22 protein-coding genes and 2 pseudogenes are annotated in these 25,739 nt (G+C 70.3%); 15 read left to right on the forward strand and 9 right to left on the reverse strand.

The genetic code is table 11. The annotated features are described in order from the left end of the window. Nucleotides 1-721: 721 nt before the first annotated feature. Both ACZ7HQ_RS27775 and ACZ7HQ_RS27780 read right to left on the reverse strand, forming a co-directional pair. The gene (locus tag ACZ7HQ_RS27775; RefSeq protein WP_470995238.1) at nt 722-1,732 is read right to left on the reverse strand and encodes a lamin tail domain-containing protein; all 1,011 of its coding nucleotides are present in this window, start codon (nt 1,730-1,732) and stop codon (nt 722-724) included. Between the two features lie 196 nt (nt 1,733-1,928). Further along, nucleotides 1,929-2,668, reverse strand: a pseudogene (locus ACZ7HQ_RS27780) (tyrosine-protein phosphatase). Between the two features lie 313 nt (nt 2,669-2,981). On the opposite strand from ACZ7HQ_RS27780, the gene ACZ7HQ_RS27785 reads away from it, so the two are divergent. Beyond that, nucleotides 2,982-3,542 (forward strand): short-chain fatty acyl-CoA regulator family protein, encoded by a 561-nt coding sequence (locus ACZ7HQ_RS27785; RefSeq protein WP_470995241.1) that lies wholly within the window; start codon nt 2,982-2,984, stop codon nt 3,540-3,542. Between the two features lie 219 nt (nt 3,543-3,761). Then, complete coding sequence (locus ACZ7HQ_RS27790) at nt 3,762-5,891, forward strand: SpoIIE family protein phosphatase (RefSeq protein WP_470995244.1); 2,130 nt, start codon at nt 3,762-3,764, stop codon at nt 5,889-5,891. On the opposite strand, the gene ACZ7HQ_RS27795 is transcribed toward ACZ7HQ_RS27790, so the two are convergent. Further along, on the reverse strand, nt 5,809-6,369 hold the full coding sequence (locus tag ACZ7HQ_RS27795) for a TetR-like C-terminal domain-containing protein (RefSeq protein WP_470995247.1): 561 nt from the start codon (nt 6,367-6,369) through the stop codon (nt 5,809-5,811). The two genes, ACZ7HQ_RS27790 and ACZ7HQ_RS27795, sit on opposite strands and share 83 nt — an antisense overlap. A 556-nt stretch (nt 6,370-6,925) precedes the next feature. Here ACZ7HQ_RS27795 and ACZ7HQ_RS27800 point away from each other — a divergent pair. The 4 genes from ACZ7HQ_RS27800 to ACZ7HQ_RS27815 all read left to right on the forward strand — a co-directional run bounded on the left by ACZ7HQ_RS27800 (nt 6,926) and on the right by ACZ7HQ_RS27815 (nt 9,102). After that, entirely contained in the window at nt 6,926-7,327 is a 402-nt protein-coding gene (locus tag ACZ7HQ_RS27800; RefSeq protein WP_470995250.1) for a sortase-dependent protein, read from the forward strand. Continuing rightward, entirely contained in the window at nt 7,324-7,944 is a 621-nt protein-coding gene (locus ACZ7HQ_RS27805) for a class F sortase (protein WP_470995253.1), read from the forward strand. The genes ACZ7HQ_RS27800 and ACZ7HQ_RS27805 overlap by 4 nt, the downstream gene beginning before the upstream one ends. 164 nt (nt 7,945-8,108) lie before the next feature. Next, nucleotides 8,109-8,600, forward strand: coding sequence for an RNA polymerase sigma factor (locus tag ACZ7HQ_RS27810; RefSeq protein ID WP_470995256.1), 492 nt, complete (start codon nt 8,109-8,111; stop codon nt 8,598-8,600). Further along, nucleotides 8,584-9,102: a hypothetical protein gene (locus ACZ7HQ_RS27815; RefSeq protein WP_470995258.1), complete on the forward strand. Its 519-nt coding sequence runs from the start codon at nt 8,584-8,586 to the stop codon at nt 9,100-9,102. Before ACZ7HQ_RS27810 ends, ACZ7HQ_RS27815 begins: the two co-directional genes overlap by 17 nt. A gap of 1,071 nt (nt 9,103-10,173) precedes the next feature. Here the strand turns inward: ACZ7HQ_RS27815 and ACZ7HQ_RS27820 are convergent. The 3 genes and pseudogenes from ACZ7HQ_RS27820 to ACZ7HQ_RS27830 all read right to left on the reverse strand — a co-directional run. Further along, nucleotides 10,174-10,599 (reverse strand): annotated as a pseudogene (locus ACZ7HQ_RS27820) (SAM-dependent methyltransferase); the annotation flags it as partial. A 30-nt stretch (nt 10,600-10,629) separates the two neighbouring features. Next, nucleotides 10,630-11,769 (reverse strand): ABC transporter substrate-binding protein, encoded by a 1,140-nt coding sequence (locus ACZ7HQ_RS27825; RefSeq protein WP_470995261.1) that lies wholly within the window; start codon nt 11,767-11,769, stop codon nt 10,630-10,632. Between the two features lie 315 nt (nt 11,770-12,084). Next, nucleotides 12,085-14,865 (reverse strand): SpoIIE family protein phosphatase, encoded by a 2,781-nt coding sequence (locus ACZ7HQ_RS27830; RefSeq protein WP_470995263.1) that lies wholly within the window; start codon nt 14,863-14,865, stop codon nt 12,085-12,087. Nucleotides 14,866-16,196: 1,331 nt separating this feature from the next. Here ACZ7HQ_RS27830 and ACZ7HQ_RS27835 point away from each other — a divergent pair. Further along, nucleotides 16,197-16,973 (forward strand): alpha/beta hydrolase, encoded by a 777-nt coding sequence (locus ACZ7HQ_RS27835; protein ID WP_470995265.1) that lies wholly within the window; start codon nt 16,197-16,199, stop codon nt 16,971-16,973. A 498-nt stretch (nt 16,974-17,471) separates the two neighbouring features. Next, a complete protein-coding gene (locus ACZ7HQ_RS27840; protein WP_470995267.1) occupies nt 17,472-17,762 on the forward strand; it encodes a hypothetical protein in 291 nt (96 codons plus the stop codon). Here the strand turns inward: ACZ7HQ_RS27840 and ACZ7HQ_RS27845 are convergent. Continuing rightward, nucleotides 17,737-18,870 (reverse strand): FAD-dependent oxidoreductase, encoded by a 1,134-nt coding sequence (locus ACZ7HQ_RS27845; protein ID WP_470995269.1) that lies wholly within the window; start codon nt 18,868-18,870, stop codon nt 17,737-17,739. The genes ACZ7HQ_RS27840 and ACZ7HQ_RS27845 overlap by 26 nt on opposite strands. 111 nt (nt 18,871-18,981) lie before the next feature. On the opposite strand from ACZ7HQ_RS27845, the gene ACZ7HQ_RS27850 reads away from it, so the two are divergent. Continuing rightward, nucleotides 18,982-19,710 (forward strand): TetR/AcrR family transcriptional regulator C-terminal domain-containing protein, encoded by a 729-nt coding sequence (locus tag ACZ7HQ_RS27850; protein ID WP_470995271.1) that lies wholly within the window; start codon nt 18,982-18,984, stop codon nt 19,708-19,710. Nucleotides 19,711-19,996: 286 nt separating this feature from the next. On the opposite strand, the gene ACZ7HQ_RS27855 is transcribed toward ACZ7HQ_RS27850, so the two are convergent. Beyond that, nucleotides 19,997-20,167 carry a hypothetical protein gene (locus ACZ7HQ_RS27855; protein WP_470995274.1) on the reverse strand — a complete coding sequence of 57 codons (171 nt, stop codon included), beginning with the start codon at nt 20,165-20,167 and terminating at the stop codon, nt 19,997-19,999. Between the two features lie 37 nt (nt 20,168-20,204). On the opposite strand from ACZ7HQ_RS27855, the gene ACZ7HQ_RS27860 reads away from it, so the two are divergent. Further along, entirely contained in the window at nt 20,205-20,687 is a 483-nt protein-coding gene (locus ACZ7HQ_RS27860) for a hypothetical protein (protein ID WP_470995276.1), read from the forward strand. A 21-nt stretch (nt 20,688-20,708) separates the two neighbouring features. Here ACZ7HQ_RS27860 and ACZ7HQ_RS27865 read toward each other — a convergent pair whose 3' ends face one another. Then, a complete protein-coding gene (locus tag ACZ7HQ_RS27865) occupies nt 20,709-21,617 on the reverse strand; it encodes a LysR family transcriptional regulator (protein ID WP_470995279.1) in 909 nt (302 codons plus the stop codon). Nucleotides 21,618-21,754: 137 nt separating this feature from the next. On the opposite strand from ACZ7HQ_RS27865, the gene ACZ7HQ_RS27870 reads away from it, so the two are divergent. From ACZ7HQ_RS27870 to ACZ7HQ_RS27890, 5 genes are all read left to right on the forward strand, one after another. After that, nucleotides 21,755-22,573 carry a 3'(2'),5'-bisphosphate nucleotidase CysQ gene (locus tag ACZ7HQ_RS27870; RefSeq protein WP_470995282.1) on the forward strand — a complete coding sequence of 273 codons (819 nt, stop codon included), beginning with the start codon at nt 21,755-21,757 and terminating at the stop codon, nt 22,571-22,573. A 42-nt stretch (nt 22,574-22,615) separates the two neighbouring features. Beyond that, a complete protein-coding gene (locus ACZ7HQ_RS27875) occupies nt 22,616-23,212 on the forward strand; it encodes an NADPH-dependent F420 reductase (protein WP_470995285.1) in 597 nt (198 codons plus the stop codon). Nucleotides 23,213-23,607: 395 nt separating this feature from the next. Next, nucleotides 23,608-24,549 (forward strand): alpha/beta hydrolase, encoded by a 942-nt coding sequence (locus ACZ7HQ_RS27880; RefSeq protein WP_470995286.1) that lies wholly within the window; start codon nt 23,608-23,610, stop codon nt 24,547-24,549. A gap of 97 nt (nt 24,550-24,646) precedes the next feature. After that, entirely contained in the window at nt 24,647-24,874 is a 228-nt protein-coding gene (locus ACZ7HQ_RS27885; RefSeq protein WP_470995289.1) for a hypothetical protein, read from the forward strand. Between the two features lie 68 nt (nt 24,875-24,942). After that, nucleotides 24,943-25,239 carry a hypothetical protein gene (locus ACZ7HQ_RS27890; protein WP_470995292.1) on the forward strand — a complete coding sequence of 99 codons (297 nt, stop codon included), beginning with the start codon at nt 24,943-24,945 and terminating at the stop codon, nt 25,237-25,239. Nucleotides 25,240-25,739: the final 500 nt, after the last annotated feature.

A 25,739-nucleotide genomic window follows, 5' to 3' on the forward strand; every position in this document is an offset into this window, starting at 1 on the left:
GGTCACGTCCGGAACGATCGCGCCGCCGGCGTTGACCTTCATGAAGGTGTGCGTCTCGCCGCAGGTGTTGTCGCAGGTCGCGACGATGCGCTGGGTTCCGGCGTCGAACGTCACATCCATCACGGAGACCTTGCCGGTCGCGATCGTGCCGAACGTGGTGAAGGTACCGTCGGAGTTCAGGCCGTAGACATGCAGCGTGCCGTCCCACTCCAGGCCGGCGAAGAACAGGCCCGACCCGTGCAGCGGGTAGTTCGCGGGGTTGTAGGCAGCGCCGGTGAGAGGGTCGACCCAGCCGTTCGCGGTCAGCCAGCTGTCCGGTACGTAGCCGACGCCCTCGAAGCCGAGGTTGGCGTCGTCCTTGCTGCCGGTGTTGAGCTGCGGGAACTGCGAGGTCATGTCCCACTGGTGGATCGGCGTCAGTGTTGAGCCGGTCGCGCCCGGGTCGAACTCCATGATCGTGTCCTTGGGGACCGTGTTGTCGGCGTTGTCACGCTCGGAGGTCACGTAGACGTGGCCGTTGGCGCCGACGGTCAAACCCTCGGAGTCCGGCTGGCCTGTGCCGCCGGCGAACCGGATCTGCTTGCCGGTCGCGCTCCATGAGGCGTCCGGGATCCACTTGCCGTTGCTCTTGACCAGCTTGTACAGCCAGTTCTTGTTCTTGGCGGCCCACAGCACGGACGGGTTCGCCGGGTCGAACGCCAGGCCGCTCAGGTCCCGGCCTTCAGGGCCGGTGGACGTGGTGAAGGCACAGACGTTGTCGGCGATCGTGACGTCCAGCCCGCCCGGCCACGCCAGGGTGCCCGCCGGGGTGGAACCCGTACCGGAAGGCGCCTCGGGGGTGCAGCCGCTGGTGAGCGAGCCGCCGCCCCCCCCGCAGCTGACCGCCGCCACCGCCGGTGCCACCGCCACCGCCGCTGCCCGAGCAGGAGTTCGCACTGCCGAGCGTCGCGGTCGTGGAGGTCTGGAACCAGCCGGTGCCGTCGGCGCAGCGCTGCACCGACGGCTTGGCGCCGGCGGCGGCCCAGGTCACCGAGTCCACGGTGTTGCCGTTGCTGTCGAGGAGGAAGACCGAGTCGTTGTCGCCCAGACCGAGGGTGGAGTTGAACGTGACGTAGCCTCCCGCGGGGATGCTGGTCGCGCTCGGCGAGGAGGACGAGATCGAGACCGGGGAGTGGGCGGTGTCATTGTCGACGTACTTCCACGACCCGATGCTGACCGCGCTCGTTCCGCCGTTGTACAGCTCCACGGTGTCCGCGCCGTCCGAGGTGACCTCGTTGATCCGCACCCGGCTCGCCGCCGGTGTCGACGACGGGCAGCCCGAGGCGTTCGAGGCGCCGAACGTGGACGCCGTGGTCGTGGTCACCCACCCCCCGGTGCCGTCGCCGCCGCAACGCGCCATCGCCGGCTTCGCCCCGTTGCCTGCCCACTCCACGCGGTCGACCACTGTGCCGTCGGCCGTGTAGACCACCAGCTTGTCCGAATCACCGAGCCCCTTGGGCGAGTCGAAGGTGACGAAACCGCCTGCCGGGATGGTGCTGGAGGACGGACCGAACGCCTGCGGCGAGAAGCTGTCGTCGGACATCTTCCAGCCACTGATGCTCACCGGGGTCGAGCCGGTGTTGTACAGCTCCACCGTGTCGCTGTTCGACGAGGTGACCTCGTTGATCCGAACGTTCTGGTAGCCGGCCGGGTCCGCGGCAGCCGCGGGCTGAGCGGCAGCCAACCCTGTCACGAGCAGTCCTGAAAGCGTCAAAGCCGCGGCGCACACAGAGGCGACGCCGGCACGCGAGTGTGAAGTAGGCACGAGGCGGAACTCTGGCGATACGATCTTGAAACGGCGTGTACTCCAGCTGAATGCCACCTGCTCGCCACCAGAACGTCAGGCGGGCATCGCGACTGGGCATTGCCCACGGCCCCAAGAGCGTCGATCACCTGACGAGACGGGCGCGCAGCCGCAGGAGTGTGTCCGCGTCGAGGCCCAGGCCACTGGTGAGAAAGCCGCCGAAGCTGCCGTAGTCGTGCACGGCCTGGTCCCGGAACGCGTCGAGGTAGTCGCTGCGAACCTCCTGGAGGGGGATGAGGAGACCGGGTTCCTGCATGTAGCCGGCCGCCCTCAGCTGATCGCGCAGCGCCTTGTCCGACGCGGCCCGCAGGTCGTTGGAGAGCAGGTAGTCACTCTCGGCGGTGGTCTGGTGACGAAGCCCTGGTACAGGCCCCGCATGCGCTCCTCAGCCTTGCCGTCACCCAGCTGAGCTTGCTGGTGGGAGGGGTCCTTGGAGCCGATGACCTGACGCATGAAGAAGTACAGACCGGTGTCGTCCACGGCATGCGGATCCCCGGCGACCCCGGTGGGGAGACGATCGGCGCCGTCGTACTGGATTTCTGTGGCGGTGCGCAGGTCGATGACCTTGCTGAGCCCCAGATTACCGAGCGCGGTGACACCGTCCGGCGGGAGAGCGGACAAGGTCTCCGACCGGTACAGCACTCTCCAACGGGTGCTCTTGCCGTCGTAGGTGCTGTAGCCGCCGACGTCGCGGGCGTTGAGGGTGCCTGGGACAGCGAGAACACGCTGATTGACGGGCGTGAGGCGCTCCGGCCGTTCGAGGACGGTCGTCGTGGCGTGCGCGGCGGCCTGGGGGAGTGGGGTGACAGCGCGCGCTGATGGCACGTGTCAGGGAACGCATACGGTGTCCCTTTCTGCGAAGAGGGCGGGACGTTAACGCGTGGGTCTTCAAACGAGAAGACACTTACCGACGTTTTGTCCGTAAATACGTCTGCGTGACCGCTCTGAACCACCGGCCTCGCGCACGACCTTCTCGCCGCCCCGGGCCCCTGCTCCCGGGCCGCTTCCCCTGCCGGCCGTCAGCCCGACCGGGAAGCCGCCAGCGCGTGGATGACCGCGCTTCCCCTCACCCGGCTGACCGTCCTGCGGGCCCACCGCCTCACCGCCCGCCGGCGCGAGCGGATTCACCGGAATCTGCGTGGCAACCTGGCGCGATGAGGACCTGACCACCCTTCGGGGTGCAACACGTCCACCCGGCCGGCCCGCGCAGGGCGCCGAAATACCCGACGGCCGGCGCTGGTTGTGGACCGAGCGAGCCGTCACACGGCACCACGGCGGTTGGGGCGAACCCGGAAGACCTCCGCCGTCGGCCTCGGCTGCGAGATCCGCGACGCCCCCCCCGACGCGTCCACTCCGACGGCCGCGACCTCACCAACGCCTCCGTCGCCACCCCCTCGGCATGGGCTGCCGTGTCTGCGCATGCCTCGACTGCCCCCACCGTGCCGCGCCACCCCTCGGCCATCCGCTGCGCATCGACCGGAACACCAGCACCTTCGTGCCGTCCCCCCGTGCCGGAGGACAGGACCTGACCTGGCCGGCTCTCGTCTCCTTCGTGCTGAACCAGCCGGCCGGGCCCGCCGACGACCGTGTGCCGAACACCGGCGTGACCCCGCCGCTCCGGTTTCCGGGGCAGGCGTCGCTCCGCGCTGGTCGGAGGTCGTCGGCGTCCGTCGCGAGCCGTCTGTGTGAGGAGGGGTAGGAGTGGAGTGACGGCCGGAGCGGGAGCGAGGTCGTACCGGTCACCGACATGCCCGGACGAAGCCTCGGACGGTGAGGCCGGCGGTGCGTCCCACTGGCTCTCCCGGCTTCCGTGCCTCATCTTGAACAGGGTCGCTGACCTGCAGGAAGGCCGCTCCGCCCGAGGGTCGCGGCCAAGCCGGCCCGCCGGTGAGATCAGCAGCTGAAAGGAGGCAGTGCGATGACTTCAGCGGAACAGCGTCCAGACCGCCCGGGCCATCCGGAGGACGCCGCCTCGGGCCCGAGCGGCTTGATGGATCTGCTGGGCGTCGCCGCGGTGCTCCTGGAGGCCGACGGCCGGATCGACATGTGGAGCCCGCAGGCCGAGCACCTCTTCGGCTACACCGGCACCGAGGCGCTCGGGCAATACGCGGCCCCGCTCCTCCTGCACCCGGAACACCAGGATGCGGCGATCATGCTGTTCGCCCAGGTGATGGAGACCGGCCGGGGCTGGGCCGGCGCCTTCCCCGTGCGGCACAAGGACGGCAGTACCCGGATGGTCGAGTTCCGCAACATGCGGCTGACGGACAACGCCGGCGATCATTACGCTCTGGGGCTGGCGACCGACCGGTCCACGTTGCGGCAGGTGGAGCGCAGCGTGGCCCTGTCCACCCGGCTGGTCACCCAGGCCCCGATCGGGCTGGCGATCCTGGACTCCGACCTGCGGTACCTGGCGGTCAACCCGGCTCTGGCAGCGATGCACGGCTTCCCTGAGGCCGACCACGTCGGACGCGGCTTCACCGAGATCCTGCCCGGTTCGTCCTTCCAGGCCGTGGAGGCACAGATGCGGCAGGTGCTGGCGTCGGGAATCCCCGTGGTGGACGAGCAGGTGGTGGGCCGTACGGCCGCCGACCAGGAGAGCGATCATGCGTGGGCGGTGTCGTTGTACCGGCTGGAGGACCAGCACGGCAGCGTGCTGGGCATCGCCAACGTGGTGGTGGACGTCACCGACCGGTACGAGGCAGCCAGAAGAGCCGACCGGGCCCAGCAGCGGCTGCGCCTGGTAGCCAACGGCTCGGCCCATATCGGCACGACTCTGGAGGTGGAGCGGACCGCGCAGGAACTGGCCGACGTCGTCGTGCCCGCCATGGCCGACATGGTCGCTGTGGACCTCCTGGACTCGATCCTGCAGACGGGCCGCACCGATCTGGACGAGGGTCCGGCCCTGTTCCGTGCCCTGGCCGTGAAGACCGCGTACCCCACCGACGCTGCCCGGGCGATCGTGCCGCCCGGCCGGCTCGCCACGTACCACGCCGACCACCCGGCGGCCCATGTCGTCCGGACCCGCCAGCCCCACCTGATCAGCCACGTGAACAGCGGCGACCACGGTCGGATCGCCGCCGACTCCGAGGCGGCCCGGCTGTTGGCTGAGGCAGGTGTGCACACCGACCTGACGATCCCCCTCATCGCCCGGGGAAAGGTCATCGGCGTCATGGGCCTGGCCCGCGCCCGCAACCCCCTGCCCTTTGACGAGGACGACGTCGCCCTCGCCTGCGAACTCGCCTCCACCGCGGCGCTGAGCATCGACAACGCCGTCCTTCACCATCACATCCGCAGCGCTGCCGAAACCCTCCAGCGCAGCCTGCTGCCGCAGCTCTCGCCCCGGCACCCTGGCCTGGAGGTCGCCGCCCGCTATCTGCCGGCCCAAGCGTTCAGCGAGGTCGGCGGCGACTGGTACGACGTCATCCCACTCGGGCACGACCGCACCGCCCTCACGGTCGGCGACGTCATGGGCAGTGGCGTCGAGGCCGCCACCACGATGGGCCGGCTGCGCACCGCCACCTCGACCCTCGCCGGCCTCGACCTCGACCCCGCCCGCATCCTCACGCACCTCGACGAGATCATCCTCGGCCTGGACCCGTACATCGCCACCTGCGTGTACGCGGTGTACGACCCCCACCACGCCCGCCTGCAGGTGGCCTCCGCCGGTCACCTGCCCCCGGTCCTGACCCGGCCCGGCAGATCTCCGGAACTTCTCGATCTGCCCACCGGCGCCCCGCTCGGCGTCGGTGGCGTACTCTTCGAGACCACCACGCTCGACATGGGACCCGGCGACCAACTGGTCCTCTACACCGACGGATTGGTCGAAACCCGCAGCGACCCCATCGACGAACGCCTGGACGACCTCGTGCGTCTACTGGCACGGCTGGAGCACTCGACGGAAGACACCTGCGACAGGCTGCTGCAACAACTCCGGCACCCAGGCGGCCACGACGACGTCGCCCTGCTCATCGCACGGGCACAGCGACGGCCCCCGGTCTGCAGGACTGAGCGCGCGGGCCCGGCCGGCCCTGCGGCGGCAAGCAGCTGAGAGACCTGCGCCGCAGCAGGTCCCTGACGAGGGTGTCCACCAGATCGCAGGGGATGGGCGACCATGTCAGGGCGCGATAGACGCTCGGGCCGACAAGGGCGTCCACCGTGGCGTCGGGACCGAGGGCGGGTGATACCTCGCCGGCGCTGATGGAGCGCTCGGGCAAGTCGCGTTCCTGGTCCCGGCGCGGGCCGGGATAGCGCTCGTGGAAGCGTTCGGCCGTGCCGGGATCGTGCTGCGACTCGCCGATGAGCGCGAGCAGCACCCTGCCTGCAGGGTCGGCGGCGAGGAAGTTCACGAAGCTGTGCGGGTAGTCACGGATGCTCTCCGCACCAAGCTGCTCATCGACCCTGGCCACAACCGCACCCGACTCGGCGGCCCCGACGCCCCCCTGAGCCCGCAGGAGAGCATCCCGGCCGTCGTCGACGTCCTCGAAGCGCGGGTCGGCGCGCCCGGCCTGCAGTTCCTGGATCGTCAAGGCGAGACCGTCCCGTGGTGAGCCTCCAGGCCGACCTGGCGCCCTCGACGACCGCCCGGCCTGGAAGACCGCGCCGGAAGCGGTCGAGGAGCACGGGCATCCGCAGCGGCCCGCCGCCAGACAGTGGCACTACGTCGCGCTGCGGGAGCTGATCGGCGAAGAGGCCAGGCCGGCGCCCTGCCCCGCGCCACCGTCCACGGCATGGACATGGGCCACCGGCGCGTGCAGCCGGCCGTCCCGCCCCACCGCCATCGCGCTGAGCAAGGCGGTGAAGCCGCGCCCGGCGCCAGGGCGTCGAGCAGATCGGGCCGGCCACCGCGCGCACCCCTCCGACCCTGGGGCCGAGCGGGTCGCCGCGCCTGACATGCCACTGCCTTGGGGAGGCCGACTCCACCCGGGGTGCGCCTGACCGGGAACCGACCGCGCACCACGGCCCGCCCCCCCGCGACTTTGCCGATCCTTTACAACCTGCGCTGATCCTGTCTCGTCTCTCCGCTCGATCCATCCCTCAGCCGACCCGGCCGCTCGCCGGGTCGGCCGACGAAAGAGAGCGTTCATGCGCCGAACAGTCCTCAGCGCCACGGCAGCCGCGTGCGTCGCCGTGCTGGCGAGCACGGGACCCGCGTTCGCCCACGGGGCGAGCGCGTCCCCGACCCCCCGCCCCTCCGCCACCTCCGCACCGTCGCCCCGGCCAAGCGTGTCGGCCAGCGCGGAGCCGAGCGCGGTCCCCACCCGGCAGCCGAGCCGGGCGGCCACTCCCGTGCCGACCGCCACGCCGAGCGAGGGACGCGGCCAGGTCGGCGTCGTACCGAGCGGCGCTCCCAACACCGGCGTGACCACCGGCTCCAACGGCTCCGGCTCGGACGGCACGCTGATCGGCGGCAGTGCCGCCGGCGCCCTCGCGGTGGGCGGCGCGGCGGTCTTCCTCGTGCGCCGCCGACGGGCGACCGGGGCATGACTCGCCTCTCCAGGCGCGCGTTCGTCACCGTGGCGCTGGCCTCGCTGCTCGTGAGCTGCGCCGGCCACGGCGGCGACGGGGCGTCTGCCAGCCGCCCCAGCGGCGCGCACGCGACCGCCCGGTCCTCCACGGACCCGGTGAACGCGGCGCACCCGCTGGGCCGTTCGGTCCCGGCGCGGCTGCGGATCCCCGAGATCGGCGTCGACACCCCGGTCATGCGACTCGGGCTGGCACAGGACGGCAGCGTGCAGGTGCCCCCGATCACCGCGCACGACCAGGCGGGCTGGTACCAGAACTCCCCGACGCCGGGCCAGACGGGCCCGTCGGTGATCCTCGGCCATGTCACGGTCGGCACCTACGGGGACGGCGTCTTCCGCCACCTCGACCGGCTGCGCCGGGGCGACGGGGTCACGGTGCGCCTGGAGAACGGCAGATCGGCCGAGTTCACCGTCACCTCCGTCCGGACCGTCGCCAAGACCGACTTTCCGACGAAGGCGGTCTACGGCGACGTCGGCCGGCCCGAGCTGCGGCTCATCACGTGCGGCGGACCCCGTACCGGCGACGGCTATCGCGACAACGTGATCGTCTTCGCCACGCTGAGGACCGCGAGCCACTGACCGTCGCCGCGGCCGGCTTCGGGGTGCCGCGGTGGCCGCCGAATCCGGTCGCCGCCCGCCCCGATCCCGGGCCGATGGAACGTACGCCGTCGGCCCGGGGTCTTACCCGCGGGTGCCCCGTGCCCCAGGGCGCGAAGAGTGCCCCCATCCCCCCATGGAGTGCGTTGAAACGGTCCCGTGAGAAGGCGGCAGCAGAGCTGTTCGCCGCTCTCTACCCGCGCCTGGCCGGCTGGTGCCGCCGTCTGGTCGACGACGACGAGACCGCCCACGAGATCGCCTCGGAGGCGTTCACCCGCCTCTGGGCCCGATGGACGTCCGTGTCAGAGCCCCGGGGCTTCCTCTACGTCACGGCCGCCAACATCGTCCGCGACCACTGGCGCCGCCTGGAGCGCGAGCGCAAGGCCATGCGTCGCGCCACCGTGGAGGCGTCCGTCCGGCCGCCCACCGAGCAGACCGACCCCTCGGTCCGCCTGCTCGTCCAGGCGCTTCCCGAACGACTGCGCATACCGACCCTCCTGCACTACTACGCTGACTTGCCGATCCGGGAGGTGGCCGTACTGACCGGGCGCAAGGAAGGAACCGTCAAGGCCGACCTGCACGCGGCCCGCGAACTGCTCCGCGCCCACCTGAGGAGAAGCCTTGATCACGTACAGTGACGACGGTCCGGACTTCGAACCGGACGACCCCCTCGCCGTCATCATGCGGCCGGCCTCCGAGCGCCTCGCCCCTCCCCCCGGCCGGTACGAGGAGATCCGCCGGGGCGCGGCCCGCCGCCGCATCCTGCGCGCTGCCATCGGAGCCGGTGCGACCTGCACGGTCGCTGCCCTCCTCGCCATACCGTTGCTGCGTACCGCCCACCAGGACCCGCCCTCGCCGACGGTCCCCCTCGCCCCGCCCCCCGCGACCAGCACTCCGGCCCCACCGACCCCGGCCGAGTCGGCTCCCGTGAGCGTCACCCCTCGCCCCAGCGCCCGCCCTTCGACGGGTACGACCATTCCCACCCGCCCCCCCGCCACCACCGCCTCGCCCTCCGCCACTTCCTCGGCAACCCCGCCGGAACGCCGGCCCCCGACCCCCACAGCGAGCTCGCGCAGGGTGGTGCCGACGACGGAGCCGGTGCACTCCGCGACCCCTTCCGCCACCGCCACCCGCCCATGACCCCTGGGGCCACCCTGGCGGCTTCACCTTCTGGGACCGCACACTGGGCAACAGCTGAGGCTCCCTTCGCCGGTGGTTCTGGTCTTCGCCTGATCGGTCGCGTGTGGACACGGCCAAGGCTGGGGGCGGCACGTGGTTACAATGCGCTGCGCGCTACAGCTACCGGGGAATGTCCGGCCAGCGCGCCGCCATGGAGAACACGGTCTTATGCGCACCACCTCACCTGTCTTGCACGCTTTGTGGACTTCCTTCGCTGCTGTGACCGTTGTGTTGGCACTGGTACTCGCCGGTTGAGGCCGCCTTTGATGACGCTCAGCGCAGCTGTGCCGGCACGGGGCGTCCTGGTGGTTGTCGTGGCCCGCGCTGCGTTGAGGCGCCGCGCGGGGGCGGCAGCCGCGACCGGCCGCGGGAGCTGATGCGCCAGTCACGAACGTCATATGTGTGGCCGACTGCCCACTTTCTGGCCGATGAGAACGGATGTAGAAGTGAGGGCTGTGCAACACCCTGTCGGCCCGTGCAGGGGAGGGCACAGCGGTCTGCCGAACCGTTCTCGCTTCGATCGATCGTTTCAGGGGGGAGCATGCGGATACGTTTACGTGCCTGGATTCCGGTGGGCGCGGCCCTGTTGGCCGTGGGCGCCGGTCCGGCGTACGGGGCTGACACGTCGTGGGCCGAGTCGGCGGCGGGGTCCGTGCGGTACACCGTGCAGGACCTCGGCACGCTGGGCGGCACCCGCAGCACGGCGACCGCCATCGACGGCAACACGGTTGTCGGCAGCTCACTGACGAGCGGCGACGCCGCCGAACACGCCTTCGTGTACGACCTGCGCGGGCACACCATGACAGATCTCGGCACGCTGGGGGACTCCAGCCAGGCGACCGGCGTGCAGGGGGATTACGTCGTCGGGGAGTCAGACTTGTCCACCGACGGCCAAGAAGGGCGCCCGGTCACGGCAGACGATCTCGATACCGGGCCGCTCGGCGAGCCACGTCGCGAGCGTGTCCGCCTCCCGATCGGGAAGAAGGACATCGGGGCGACGTGTCTCGACGTCGACGAGCACGGTTCCGTAGCCTCGCGCTGTGGCGGGGTGTTGATCGGGCGGCCGTAGGCGGCCGCGCGCTCGCGCAGGGTGTGGCCGGCGGCCTCCCAGCCGTGCCCGGCCAGCCAGCCCACCGGGTCGTCGGGCATCTCCGAGACCCACATGGACGCCGCCGATCCCGGTACGGCGTCCGCGGCGAAGCGTTCGATCACGCCGCGCGAGCCCAGCGTCAGCCCCATCCGACTGCCGGCCGCCGACTGCGCGCTGATCCGGGCCAGCAGCAGTTCCACCGCGTCCTCGGGCAGATAGATCAGCAGTCCCTCGGCGATCCACACGGTCGGCACCGCCGGGTCGTGCCCTGCGGCGGCCAGCGCGGCCGGCCAGTCCTCACGCAGGTCCACGGCGACGGTGATCCGCTCGCAGCGTGCGACGGCCCGCTCCCATCGCAGCACCGAAGCCGAGATCAAGACAGACCCGAGAGGGTCCTACTAGCCGGAGACGGTCCTTGCCCAGCCGCGGTTGACCGTCTCCTTCGCCTTCTCCAGTTGCGCGTCTGTGGGGAACCGCGGCGTTCCCTCGACCGTCGGCAATCGAGCGGCGGCTTTCTCGTCGAGGGTTCCGTCCTGCCGCATGGCGTCGATGAGCACCGGGCGGGCGTAGCCGCGCAGCCGGAGGTTTTGGCCCTCGGGGCTGAAGAGATACTCCTGCCACAGTCGGGCGGCCGCCGGGTGCGGGGCGTTTTTGTTGATCGCCATTGCGAAGTACTGGGCGAAGCTGCCGTCGAAGGGGATCGCGACCTGCCAGTTGACGCCCTTGTCGCGGAGCTGGTCGGCGTAGTGGAGGTTGATGTAGTCCCAGTTGATGCTGATGGGGGTCCGGCCGTCCTGGACCGTCGCCAAGTTGGATTTGAGCGGGTTGAGGTTGCCGTTCTTCTTGAGCTTGGCGAAGAAGTCGAGGCCGGGCTGGATGTCATCGAACGAGCCGTTGTTCGCCAGCGCGGCCGCGAAAACGCTGGCGAAGGCGGTAGCCGATCGGGGCGGGTCGCCTTCGAGTGCGACCTTGCCCCGGTAAGCAGGTTTCAGCAGATCAGCGAAGGTCTCCGGACAGGGCTTGACCCGGTTGGCATCGCAGCCGATGGAGACGTAGCCCCCGTAGTTGTTGGACCAGCGGGCCTTCGAGTCCTTCTGGTTGTCGGGGATCGCGTCGTAGGCGGCGACCTTGTACGGTGCGAGCAGACCCTGCGCCGATGCGTTCCGCGCGAACGCGTCGCCGACGTCGATCACGTCGGGCGCTGTCGGCCGGTTCCCCCTCGTCCTCAGGGCGTCGATCTCGTCTTCGCTGTGGCCCAGCGGATCGTCGACCGTGACCTTGATCCCGTACTTCTTCTCGAAGCCTTCGATCAGGCTGTCGTAGCCGGCCCAGTCACGCGGTAGCGCGATCGTTCTGAGCATTCCCTCCTGTCTCGCTGCGGTGATCAGCGCGCGCATGCCGCCCGCGTTCTCGGCGGACGTGGCCACCGACGGCTTCACGAGTCTGGCGGGCGGTGCAGTGCCGCATGCGCTGAGGCCCAGTGCCACAAGAGCGGAGCAGCCGAGGGCGGCCGCTGCTCGGGCACGGGATGTGGTCACAACTGCTCCAGGGCGTGGGGACGGGGCTGTCACCGAGGGGAGGTCTGCTCCTTGCAGGGTCGTCGAGCCGCCGGAGGAATATCCGCTGACATCGTGGCCGGTCGTGGAGTCCCGGAAACTTTCACAGGAGCAGGATCCACTGCGCCGACGAAAGGGTCATCGAGGCCAGGGTACCCGGCCGCCACGATGGCGGAATTCCGCCCGGTAAGCCTGCGATCAGCGTGTTTCCCCGGCGGGCTCCGTGTGCCCGCGTCCCCGGCGCAGCCCGTGTCGGCACGCTGCGTGCGTGCCGGTAGAGGGACGCGGACGATCTCCTCACAGCGCGGTGTCGTCCCATTGGCCCAGCAGGATGTCGCCGAGTCCTTCCGCCTCCGGCGTGGCGCCGTCATGGAGAGATTGTTCGGCCCAGATGACTTTCCCGGTGGTTGTGTAGCGGGTCCCCCAGCGTTCGGCGAACTGGGCGACGAGGAAAAGTCCGCGCCCACCTTCATCGGTGACTTTCGCCCGGCGTAGCCGGGGCGAAGTGCTGCTGCCATCAGCGACCTCGAAGATCAGCGTGCCCGCGGCGCGTCCGCTGACCGGCTCGGTGCGGAGCAGCCGGACGGTGATGGGCTCGGCGCCGTAGCGGATGGCGTTGGTGATCAGCTCGCTGAGGATGAGTTCGGCGGTGAACGCGGCCCGCTCCAGGCCCCACTCCGTCAGCCGGCGGGCGCAGGCGGTGCGCACGGGGGCCACCGCGGCCGGGTCACGGGGTACGTCCCACTCGGCGACCTGCGCTGGCCCGAGCCGGCACGTACGGGCAACCAGCAGCACGATGTCATCGCCGGGCCGGTCGGAGAGCATGGCCGCCATCACCGTCTCGCAGGTGGCCTCCGGCGTGCGGTCGGGCCCGGTCAGAGCATCGCGCAGAGCCTCCAGGCCGACGTCCAGGTCCTGGGTGCGGTCCTCGATCAGTCCGTCGGTGTAGAGCACCAGCCGGGAACCCTCTGGCACGGTGAGCTCAGCGGTTTCGACAGGCAGGCCGGCGCCGAGCCCCAGTGGAGGGGAGACGGGCAGCTGGGGGAAGTCGACGGTTCCGTCAGGCCGGACCACCGCCGGTCCCGGATGGCCGGCTGTGGCGAGTACCAGCCGCCCGGAGGTGGGGTCGTAGACGGCGTACTGGCAGGTCGCCCCGGTGATCGTCCCCTGCCCGTCGTCCGTGGGGACCTCTTCGGAGTCGATCTGGGTCACCAGCTCGTCCAGCCGGCTCAGCAGCTCTTCCGCGGGCATGTCCAGGCTGGCGAAGTTGTGCACGGCGGTGCGCAGCCGGCCCATGGTCGCCGCGGCGTGCACACCATGGCCGACGACATCGCCTACTACGAGCGCCACCCGGGTGCCGGACAGCGGGACGACGTCGAACCAGTCCCCGCCCACCCCAGCCTGGGCCGGCAGGTAGCGGTAGGCGACATCGAGGGCGGGCTGTTCGGGCAGCCCACGAGGCAGCAGGCTGTGCTGCAGAGTGACGGCCATGGTGTGTTCGCGGGTGTACCGGCGGGCGTTGTCGATGCACAGCGCTGCCCGGGCGGCCAGCTCCTCGGCGAAGGACACGTCCTCCTCCTCGAACGACGGGGAGCTCTCCGCGCGCCAGAAGTCCACCACACCCAGCACCACGCCGCGGGCGCGCAACGGAACCACGAGCAGTGAGTGGATGCGGTGGTCGAGGATCAGCCGGGCACATTCGGGGTGCTGCGCCCGCCAGTCGTCGCAGGCGCTCAGGTCCTCGACCAGGACCGGTCGGCCGTCGGCCATCGCCTTGGAGACGGGGTGGGCCGGGACGAACCGGAGCAGCTCGCCGACGGAGTGCAGGAGATCGTTCGCGTCCAGGCCGGCGGCGGCGCTGCGGCGCAATTCGGTGATCACGGCGGTCGTACCGGAGGACTCCTCGCCGCGCAGGACCGGGTCCAGCAGTTCGACGGTGACGATGTCGGCGAACCGGGGCACCGCCACGTCCGCCAGTTCCTCGGCTGTGCGCTTCACATCCAGGGTGGTGCCGATCCGCAGTCCGGCGTCGTGGAGCGACTTCAACCGTTCGCGCGCCGCCTCCGCCCGGCCGGAGAGGGCCCGCAGCTCGGTGGTGTCCCGGAGCGTCACCACGCTGCCGACAGGTCCGTGAGGTGCGGTGAGCCGCTTGTTGACGGCGAGCAGCCGGTCGGCCGCCAGGTACACCTGGTCGGTGGCGCGGCGGTCGGAGGCCAGCAGCTCGGCGAGGTCGTCCTCCAGGCCCACATCGGTGACGTGCCGCCCCTCCGTGTCCGTCGGCAGGTCGAGCAGCCGCCGTGCCTCGTCGTTGGCCAGCAGCACCCGGCCGTCACCGCCGACGATCAGCACCCCTTCCCGCACGGAGTGCAGGACCGCGTCGTGGTGCTCGTACATCCGGGTCATCTCGGTCGGCCCCAGGCCATGGGTCTGCCGCAGCAACCGCCGGCTCACCAGGCCCGACCCGCCTGCGGCGATGACCAGGGCAGCGGCGGCGCCGCCCAAGAGGACCGGCAGCTGCCGGTCCAGCCTGTGCTGCACCGTCCCGACCGTGACGGGCACGGAGACGATGGCGACGACCGAGCCGTCAGGACCCCTGACGGGGACCGCCGAGATCACGGAGAGCCCCAGTGCCCCCTTGAAGGTACTCGTGAACGGCTTGCCGTTCGCCGCCTCCGCATAGGGCCCGATGGTGTGTTTCCCGATCTGACGAGGGTCGCTGTGGGTGAAGGCGATTCCGTTCAGCCCGTACACGATGATGGCGTCGACACCTGCGGCTTTCCGGGCCGCCTCGGCGTGCGGCTGCAGGATCGCGGTCGGGTTGGCGCTGTTCAGCGCCGCCACGATCCCCGGGGAGTTCGCGAACGTCTGTGCCGTGTCGAGCGTCCGGTGCCGGGCGTCCGCCATGACGTCGTGTCGAGCCTGCACCACGAGCGCCACCAGGGTGGCGGCGACGAGCACCATCACGACCGCCAGCTGCAGCAGGAAGACCTGACCGGCGAGACTGTGCACGCTCAGCAACGAGACCGACCGCCGCTCCGTTGCCTCCTGACGGGGCCGGCCCGGCCGATGAGATCTCATGGACGCACCGGAGACATCGTGCCCGGATTGACCTGAATCTCCACGCATAGTCCCTTTTTATCGTTTCTGGGTGGTCGACCGCGAAGCGGCGGCGATGGGCCGGGTCAGGAGCGGCAGGGCGGTCCACTGGTTCGTTCCGCTCAACGCCCGGACAGCGCCGTGCACCGCGGCGAGGAGAAGGAGGCCTGGGGGGTACGGGGGCGACATCCAGGCTGGCGTCTCACTGCGAGCCCGGTTGCGCAGGCGACCCCGGACCGGAAAGTCGAACAGTCGGCCGCGGCCGAGGGCAAGCGGCACCGCCACGGTGAACCGGGGCGCGCCCAGAGGCAGCCGCAGCACCGGACAGGGCAGGGTCCGCCGGGGCGACGGCGTCGGCGAACACGAGTGGTGCGGGTGATCACCTCCGGCGGGCGGACCCTGGCCGCTGCTTCGACGCGTTCGTCGAGCAATCGGCTGCTCGGCCACCGGATGGCGCGCCGAAACCGGCCGGGCGCCGACGCGCTGTCCGGGGGCGGGCAAGGTCATCGCGCTCAATCGCCCAGCCGACTCAGGCGTTCGCCGAGCTGGGTACCGGTGGGTCGGTCGATGTCGTCCACCGGCAGGCCATCGGCGGCCGGCAACGAGCGGTCCGCGGGCCGGCGGCCACCGGATGGCGGGCCACCACCGCGCAGGTCTGGCCGTCCCGGTCCGACCGGTGCCTTCGTGGATTCCCTACAAGAGTCCGCGAAATCCCGCCGAGCAACCTTCGACCCTCTGACCGGCGCCACGGCGTGCCGAAGTGATCACGGAGCGTAGCCCCGCGGTCCTGTCCCGCTCGTCCACGGCCATGATGGCCCGCTAACACCACGTATGACGCGTGCCTTCGGCGTCGAGGTCGCGGTGCCGAGGAGGCTGCGGACGCGGAGGGCCGCCCGACCGCCGGGCTCCTCCTCCGTGAGCGCCTGGGCGAACTGCACGCTGCTCACCAGAGAGCGGCGATCAGGTATCCGGCTGCCGACGGGGTGGCGGTGGACGCTGCGTGACCGAGGTCGCTGCGTCGAGGACCGACGACGAGAGGCATCAACTTCACATCAACTTCAGCGGAGCGTGGGCAAGATGGGCTCATATCCTTCGATCGGAAGGCTCGTGGCGCCCGGCCGCGGAAGCTCCGCAATAACCGTTTGGCGGACGAGGGCCGCCCACTGCTACATTTTCGGAGGCCGTGCGAGAGAGCGAGGAGGTGGTACCCGTGAACACAGTTTTGACATGGGTGCTCCCCTCCGGGGTCACGGTCGGACGATAGACAGGTCGTCCGGGAGCGCCGTTCCGGTGCACTCCCGAAAGGCACGACCATGCATGTCACTTCCGAGCAGCGTCTCGACGACGGTGTCCTCGAACGCGAATTCACCCTCGGTGAGATCCCCGGCATCCTGTGGACGCCCGAAGCCGCATCCGCTTCCGCACCCGTGCCACTGATCCTGCTCGGCCACCCCACGCTCGGGCTGCGCAAGATGTACCCCCGACTGGTGGCCCGGGCCCGGCACTCGGCGGCGGAGGGCTTCGCCACGGCCACCATCGAGCTCCCCGGATGCGGCGACCGACCCAGGTGGCCCGCCCTCGACCAGGCCCGGGCCGACCTGCGCCGGGCGATGCAGGCCGGCGAGCCGGTCAGCGACGAGATGGTTGACGCCCTCATTCTCCCGCTGGTCGACAAGGCGGTCCCGGAATGGCAGGCCGCGCTGGAGGCCTTCCTGTCGCTGCCCGAGATCGGCGGTCCGGTCGGGTACTCGGGGGGAGTGATCTCTATCGGCATCCGACTGGCGGTGGTTGAGCCGCGCATCATCGCCGCCGGTCTGTTCGCGGGGAGTCTTGTGCCGCGCGTCATGTTCGAGGAAGCCCGGCAGGTCACCATTCCGCTGCATGTCCTGCTGCAGTGGGACGACGAAGGTAACGACCGGCAGGCGGCCCTGGACCTGTTTGATGCCTTCGGCTCCAAGGAGAAGACCCTGCACGCCAATATGGGTGGTCACACCGGCGTCCCGCAGTTCGCGGGGGACGCCGCGGCCCAGTTCTTCACACGGCACCTGAAGTCAGGCCGGGCCGTCAGACCGGCAGCGGACAGTAGCTGATGCCGGCGGCATACCGCTTATCGAAGGCAGGTCCCGGCCCGGTGTAACCGTCCACACCGTGGGCCCCCGCTGAACTCTCGGCGGGGGCTCGTTCTGCCTGCCTTATGAACTGTTCGATTCGCACTTCCTGGCGCCACTGGCCGGCGTCGGCACTGTCCGCCCAGCCGGTTGCCATTTGTGATCCGCCCTGGAGAACCCGGTCCAGTGCGAGTCTCGCCGACGCGCGAAGGCCTCCACTCAGCACGTCCGCAGCAAACCGCAGGTAAGAGCTGTGCACCCGGGTCGACTCGCTCCCGCAGTCCGGGCGTACCGCCCCGGCCGCTGTACTGCAGAGGTCGATGCGTATCGCCTCGTGGCTCACGTCCAGCGACAGCACCGACACGTCCGCGAGGACGGTAACGGCAGGCCCTCCAGAGGGGGGCAGGCAACTTCCCGGAGCCTAGTCGGAGCGTCACTCAGCGTGCGCGCATCACGGTAAGCGAGCCAGAACCGGTTGAAGTGAACGAAACCAGCGACATCGCGTTCGCGAGTCGGTTCATACCGGCATGGTTCCACGATCAGGCTGATCAGACCTACGCGCCAGCCCACGCCTGGCTGCGCGGGCTGACGCGAACCGCGCTGGCCGTGGGCGAAGCCATCGTCGTGGTCGGCGCCGTCCGGCCGCTTCACCCCTTCTACGTCAGCCGCGGCTTGACGCTGCGAACGCCGACCGTGGCGGCGGCCAGAGCGACGCCTGGGGCTCACGATCGCGATCTGTCTGTGCTCACTCGGTCGGCTCGTGGCCGGTGAGCAGGTCAAGCAGGCCGGCGGGGGCGTCGTCGCCGAAGATGAGCTGGTGGTTCCTGTCGGATTCGGCGGCGAACCGCGCGCTGCGGCAAAAGAGCGCCTGCTCGTACTCCGCGAGGGCCGCTTCGATGTCGTCGGGGTGTGCGGCGATGGCCTTCCCGAGTTCGGCGCCGTCGAACATGGCGAGGTTGGCGCCCTCCCCGGCGAACGGTGACATGAGGTGGGCGGCGTCGCCCAGCAACGTCACTCCCGGAACGCGGTCCCACCGGTGGCCGATCGGCAGGGCGCTGATCGGGCGCGGGGCGAGGGCGGTTTCCCCGTCAGCGATGAGTGCGGTGAGTTCAGGCGCCCATCCGGTGAATTCGGCCGCGACCTGGGCCGCGGCCGTTTCGGGACTGGCGAGGATGGCGGCGATCCATTCCTGCGGCTTGTTGAGCGCGACATAGGTGTGGAGAACGGCGTTGGCCTCCCGGTGGCCGAGGATGCCCTTGCCGGCCGTGACGGCGAACAGGGAACCGTCGCCGGTGGCTTTGGCCGCTGCGGGGTGGCGTCGGTCGGCGTCGTACAGGTAGGTCTCGATGAACGACGTGCCGACGTACTCGGGCGTCGCGTCGGAGAGCAGCGGCCGGACCCTCGACCAGGCACCGTCCGCGCCGACGAGGAGGCTGGTCGTCACGGTCGGCCCGTCGGCGAACGTCAGCTCGTGCCTCCCGTGTCCGAGGGGGCGGACACGGGTGACCTTGTGTCCCCACTGGATCATCTCGCCGGGCAGCGAGTTGATCAGGATCCGACGCAGGTCTCCGCGGAGCACCTCGGGGCGCCCGCCCATGCCGTCGTCGGGCTGGTCGAGCAGGACCGTGCCGTGCTGGTCGAGCACGCGCACGGCCTCGCCGCCTTCATGGATGATCGGGCGGAACTCGTCGGTGAGGCCGGCCGCTTCGAGGGCGAGCTGCCCGTTGTACTCGTGGATGTCGAGCTGGCCGCCCTGGGTGCGTGCGTCCGCCGATGTCTCGGCTTCGTAGATGGTCGCGGGGATGCCGTGCAGGTGCAGGACCCGGGCGAGGGTCAGGCCACCGAGCCCGGCGCCGATGATCGTGACGGGAGTGGTCATTGTGGTTTCCCTTTCGGCTGGACAGGCTCTACTCGGGTACAGTGTTCGCAGTAATGGCGCCACGATAGCACTACTGCGAACAGTGAGCGCAGTAGTGCGGAGGGAAGCTTGATGGACGACGCTCACACGGTGGTCTGGAACCGGCCGGAGCGGGCCGCGAAAGGCCCCGCCCCCTCGCGCACCCGGGCGGAGATCACCGCCGCCGCCATCGCGATCGCCGACGCCGAGGGCATCGAGGCGCTGTCCATGCGGCGCGTCGCCAAGGACCTGGGGACGGGCACAGCCTCGCTCTACCGCTACCTGGCGTCCAAGGATGACCTGCTCGACCTCATGCTCGACGCCGTAGCGGCCGAAGACGGCGGCCCGCCCGCCCCCACCGGCGACTGGCGCGGCGACCTGCGGACACTGGCCCATCGCTCCCGGGCCGCCTTCCACCGGCACCCCTGGATGACCTCGCTCGCCGCAGGGCGCCCGTCACTTGGGCCGAACTCCCTCGATGCCATCGAGCGCGCACTCGCAGCCCTCGAGCCTCTGGGCTTCGACATCGACGTCATGATCACCGTCGTCGATACGCTGCAGGCATTCGTGCGCGGCTACGCCATCGGCGAGCTCGCCCAGCAGGAAGCCGTCCGACGGTCCGGAGTCGGCATCCAGGAATGGATGGACGCGCACGCGTCCTACCTCGACCAAGTCGTCCGTGCCGGGCGCCATCCACTCCTCGCCCGGGTCATTCGTGATGCCGAACTTCCCCACGCGGCCGACAGGGCCGAGCGCGGGTTCGCACTGGGACTCGAACGGCTCCTCGACGGCTGGGAGGCCAACCTCCCAGCCCGGCCCTGACGATGCGACAGCGCCAACTGGGGGACAACGGGGAAACTCCACACCCGCGCCAGCCTGCGCACACTGAGCACTCGACACGGCGCGATTCCACGAGCTGGCATCAGCGAGCGATCAGGGGTACTGGCTCCGTGCACCACACGTGTTGCACCGCCTCCGCGCACATCGGAGCTCCTCGCAGGACGGGGCAGTTGCTCGGATGGGAGGCAGCCCAGCCGGGTTCGAGTAGCGCGAAGGCCTCGTCGGCGGCTCGGCACGGTTCGGCGTGCCGCAGGATGAGGCTGTGGCCTCAAGGGCGAAACGGGCAGCTGACGTCGTCGTCGGGCGCACCCACGGCCTTGGCGATGGCCTTCGCCAGGGCCGCTTCATGGCGCGTCCACATGTGGTGGGCGTAGTCGCGCAGCGCGAGGGTCTCCTGTACCAGGCGGGTGAAGCCGGCGAACCGCGGGTCCGGTGGCACGGGCGGCGAGCTGGGTCCGCTTCAGCAGGACGTGCGCGTGCAGCGCCTGCGGGATCGATCGGCCCGGGGCGCGTTCGCGCACGACGGCGACGACTGCTGCCACCAGGTCGTGGTCCCGGCCGACGACCAGGGCTTCCTTGCCGAGAAGTGTTTGAACATCGCCCAGCGCAACAGCAACGGCCACATCCGCGCCTACATCGCGCTCAGCGCGCCCAAGGACTGGCATGAGGCCGCCGGTATCGACCCCGGCGGCCAGCGGGCCGTGCGGACACACCTGTTGGGGATGTTCGACGACTGGGACGAGAGCCTGCGCTACATCCTGCGCAACAGCGACCACGGGTTCATCCACCGGTCCCTGTCCGTCCTGCCCGCCCCGCACACCTGGGAACACGTTCCCGGCGTCACGCTGCTCGGCGATGCCGCGCACCTGATGCCCGCATCATGCCGCCGCGCTCGATCGAGGCCGCGACGGGCAGTGCGAAGGGACTCGACAATCTCGTTCCCACCGACGGCCTCCTGAACCGCGGCCGAACGGCGCCGGCTACGGCGACGCTCCACACATGGCCAGCGCGGTTCGCGCCAGCCCGCGCAGCCAGGCGTGGGCGTGGTCGGTGTCGTAGCGCTGATGCCACGACAGGTATACCGGTGCCGACGGCAGTTCCAGCGGGAGGGGGAGCACGACCAGGCCGAGGTCGGCGACCGCTGACCTCGTGGTGGCTTCGGGGACGCAGACCAGGAGATCGGAGCCGCGCGCGAACTCCAGTGCGGCCGCTTCCGTGGGCGCGCTCGCCACCACGCGGCGGGTGAGGCCGAGCCGCGCGAGGGCGTCATCGAGGGCGTTGCCGAGGTTTCCACGCCGCGAGACGGTGACGTGCTCAGCGGCGGCGTACCGCTTTGCGGTGACGGTCCTGACGCGGGTGAGGGGGTGTCCCTGCCTCACGACGATGACGAGGCGGGTCTCGCCTACTTTCTCGGCTCGGATGTCCGGTGCGCTCGGGCGGTTGGCGTTCGCCTCCAGGTCGACCTCCCCGCGCCGCAACTCGGGGGTGTCGATGCTCGGTTCCGCGACGAACCGCAATCGCACGCCCGGCGCCTCTTCGCGCACGGCCGAGAGCAGTGCCGGGCCGCTCAGGGCGACGAGGGAATCGTGCCAGCGGAGTGTGAACGTGCGCTCCAGTGTGGCCAGATCGAGTTCACGGCTCGGTGCCAGCACCCCCCGGACCTGGTGCAGCAGCTCGTGCACCTGTTCCCGCACAGCGATCGCATACGGCGTCGGGGTCATCGTGCGGCCGGTGCGCACCAAGATCTGATCCCCGGTCGTGCGCCGGATTCGGCCCAGACTCCGGCTCATCGCGGGGGCGGTGACATGCAGGCGTGCGGCCGCCCCGGCCACATTGCCCTCCTCCAGCAGCGCGTCAAGCGCGGCCAGCAGGTTCAAATCCAATTGCATGTGAGTAATCCTAGCCGTGCTTTACATGCATTTGAAGTTAATCAAAGGGCTGTATACCGTCGAGTCCAGAGCGCTGAACAGAGCGCACAGTTCGGCCCGAACGGCCCCATCACCTCTTACGCACAAGGGAGTTCACCATGTCCGAAACGCTTCAGACCACTGACGCCGCCGCCTCCGACGCCGACCTCCTCGACCAGACCGCGATCGCTGTGCGTGAGGCGGGTTCGGCGCTGCGCGAGCGCTTCGGCGAGGTGATCCGGTACCAGAGCCGCGAAGAGCTGATGCGCGCGCTCGCCGCCAACGACGACACGGCCCTCGGCATCCTGCGCCCCCGCCTCACGGGCCTGCGCCCGGACGCCGGGTGGGTGGAGGAAGAGCTGGACGGCGGGGCGCTGCCGCCCGGCGAATGGTGGGTCGTGGATCCGGCCGAAGGCAACGTCAACCACCTGCACGCCCTGCCGGAGTGGGCGGTGACCGCCACCCTCGTGCGGGAGAACCAGCCGGTGCTCACCGCGGTCCACCTCCCGTTGACCGGCGAGACCTACACCGCGCTCACCGGCGCGGGCGCCCACCTCGACGGCCGGCCGCTGCACGTCTCCCAGACCGCGGACCTCGGCCTGAGCATCGTGGCCACCAGCCAGGCCCGGCCGGACGAGGACGACCACGTCGTGCGGCGCGTCGGCTCCTCGATCACCGCGATGCTCTTCGACGCGCTCGTCGTGCGCACCGCCGTGCCCGCAACCCTGCACCTGACCAACGTGGCCGCCGGCCGGATCGACGCCTTCTGGCAGTTCGCCGGCGCCCGCGCGGACCTGCTGCCCGGCGCGCTGCTCGTCACCGAGGCCGGCGGACAGGTCTCCGACGCCCAGGGCCGCCCCTGGACCCCGCAGAGCGAAAGCTTCCTGGCCACCGCGCCCGGCGTCCACGCACAGGCCGTCGCCACGCTCTCACGCTGACCGCGCATCACAACCCGCACCCACGTAAAGGACCACATCATCATGAACACGATCGCCGTTCTCGGAAACGGCCGCGTCGGCGGCAACCTGGCCACAGCCCTCACCCGCGCAGGGCATCAGGTGACCGTCGCGGACCGCACGCCGGGCGCCGCCGCCGGCGCCGCCCGCACAGCCCGGATCGTCATCAACGCCACCCCGGGCGCCGGCTCGCTGGAACGGCTCGCCGCCCTGCGCGAGGAACTGCGCGACACGATCCTCGTCGACGTCTCCAACGCCACCACCGACGGACCCGACGGACTGCCCGCCGACCTGATCCACCCCGGCTCAAGCCTCGCCGAGCAACTCCAGGACGCGCTCCCCGAAACCCGCGTCGTCAAGACCCTCAACACCATGCTCTTCCCGGTGATGACCGCGCCGACCACGCTCACCCAGGCGCCCACCGCGTTCCTCTCCGGCGACGACCCCCAGGCCAAGCAGACCGTCCGCGAACTGCTCACCGACCTCGGCTGGCAAAAGGAATGGATCACCGACCTCGGCGGGATCCGGACCGCCCGCGCCACGGAGGCCGCGATCCTCTTCGTCCCGCACGTCATCCGGTCCACCGGATTCACACCCTTCGCGATCTCGATCGCCCGCTGACCCGCACCCAGCGCACCGCCCCCGGCAGGCCCACATCCAGAACGGATACGACAACACAGCCAGGGCCAGCGATTCAGCGCCCGGCGGCGACCCGCGGCCACCCTTACCCGGGCCGTCGGCCCGGCACCGAGGAATCGGCTCATCCCACGGCGGACCCGCTTGCGGAGCCGGTCGCGAGTCTGCCCGCCGATGCCCGTGGTGGCCGCCGGCAAGGGCCTCACACACGCCGTTCCAAGTGCGTCTGTGCGTGCGTGCGGAGCGCGGGCCCGGTCGTGACAGGGGCCGCACAGCGCCCGACGGCAGCACGCTGCCGTTGCTCCACTCCTGCGACCTGCAGTGCTTGGATCAGTCATTCCCATCCGTGGCGTTTCGCCGGCTCCAGGAAGGTCCTCATCATGTCCCTCGATCCCCAGATCGGTGCGCTGCTCGAGAAGTTGGCCGAAGGAGACGAACCGGCACCGGAGAGTCGAACGGTTGAGGAGAACCGCGATCTCGCAAGCAGCCTCTCCACCCTTGCGGGCGACGTCGAGCCCGTCGGCAGCGTGTACGACGCAGTGGCCGCCGCCGCAGGCCTCGAGGTCCCCGTCCGCATCTACGCCCCCGCCACCCCGCCGGGCTCCGGGCCGCGGCCCGTGACGGTCTTCCTCCACGGTGGCGGATGGGTCCTCGGAGATCTGGACAGCCAGGACCACATCGCGCGCATCGTGGCCAACCGCTCCGGCACGATCGTGGTCTCCGTCGCCTACCGGCTCGCGCCCGAACACCGCTTTCCGGCGGGGATCGAAGACGCCTACGCCGCCCTGACATGGGTTGCGGCCAACGCCGGGGGTTTCGGCGGCGACGGGCACAACATCGCGGTGTTCGGCGAGAGCGCCGGCGGCAACCTGGCCGCGGCCCTCGTGCAGGAAGCGCAGCGGCGCGGGGGACCTCGCATCGCACTGCAGGTACTGGCGTACCCGGCGGTCGACCGGTTCGACGACAGCCCCTCCATGTACGAGAACATGGCCGGACCGGTGCTGAGCCGCAGCTGGCTCGAATGGTTCTGGGGCCTTTACCTCAACACGCCCGACGAAGGTGCCGACCTGCGCGTCTCGCCGGCGCGCTCCGACGAGCTGGCCGGGCTTCCTCCCGCCGTCATCGTCACCGCCGAACACGATCCGCTGCGGGACCAGGGTGACCGCTACGCGCAGAAGCTCGCCGACGCCGACGTGCCGGTCATGCACCTGCCGATCAAGGGGGCCACCCACGCCTTCCTCTCGTTCACCGGGTCGGTACAGCTGTCACGGGACGTCCTGAATCAGCTCGCAGATGCCGTGGCCACGGCGTTCAACGACTGACCCGCCCACCGTTGTGACGGTCATCAGACAGGGGCTGGGTGAGCTACGCCAGCGTGCCCTTGCGGGGCGCCCCGGTGAAGTCGAGCTGTTCGGGTCGATGCTGGGCGCAGGCGGCGTGCTCTTTCTTCACGGTCCCGGCGGCATCCGCAAGAGCGCATTGCCGGACGTTCTGGCCGATGTCGCCGTGACCGTGGGCGCCGATCCGAACACGATCGACGGCCGCCACGTGCCGCCGGTCTCAAGTTCCCTCGAAGCGCACTCCGTCGGCGGCCGGGCGGTGCTGTCCCTCGACACGTGCGAGCTGCTCGCCCCGATCGACGACTGAATACGGGACGAGTTCCTGCCCGCGCCGGCCGCCGACGCGGTCGTGGTCATCGCGGCACTACGACCTCATTGCCGCCGTCTCAGAGGAGAAGGACAGCCCTCGACCTCGCCGCCACGATGCACGGCGAGGAGACCCGCATCTTCCTGGACCTGGTCGAGCAGGAGAGGCGACACGGCTGCGACCCGCGCGTCGACCGGTACTTCACCGGCATCGCCCACTGGATCCGTGGCAGCCTCGACTGGCAGCTACAGCGCCGGCGCCACCCCCAGCGGCCCGCAGACCTTCGGCGTATGACCAATCGCCTCACCTGCAGACACGCCCCGCCGCCGAAGAGCCCCTATCCCTCGAACACCACCCACCGCTGAGTGAGCCCTGATCAACGTGTGCGGGGTGGGGGCGCGTGTGTGTGCCTCGATGCACTCCCACTGGCCTCAGCCACGCTGTCTAGGTGTCGTCGACCAGAGGAAGCCAATGCGGCCGGCCCGTGCACACTGCCTGAGCCATCAGCTTGGGAAGCTGCGATCAGATACCGCCGGTTCGGGCACTGACCTGGGCGAACGTTTGGAAGGCAACCTCTTCGGGCTGGGCTGCTTTCCCCGTTATTCCCCGCCGTTTCCCGCTCGATCTGGTGCGCTTGTGGTGCGGCAGTACCCCCTGTAACTGCTGTACCGTCGGCGCCCCTGCGGGGCGATCTGGTCGAACATCGCCCGCCATGTGCAGGATCTACGCCATGGCCTGCGGCCACCGGACGATCTTCGTCTACCCACGTACTAGGGCGTGTATCGAATGTGCTGGTCACAGCCACTCGTTGATGGCCGCGACGAGGACGGTCGCCTCGTAGCGGACCGCGAGTTTGTCGTAGCGC

Source organism: Streptomyces sp. NPDC037290, from assembly GCF_055603245.1.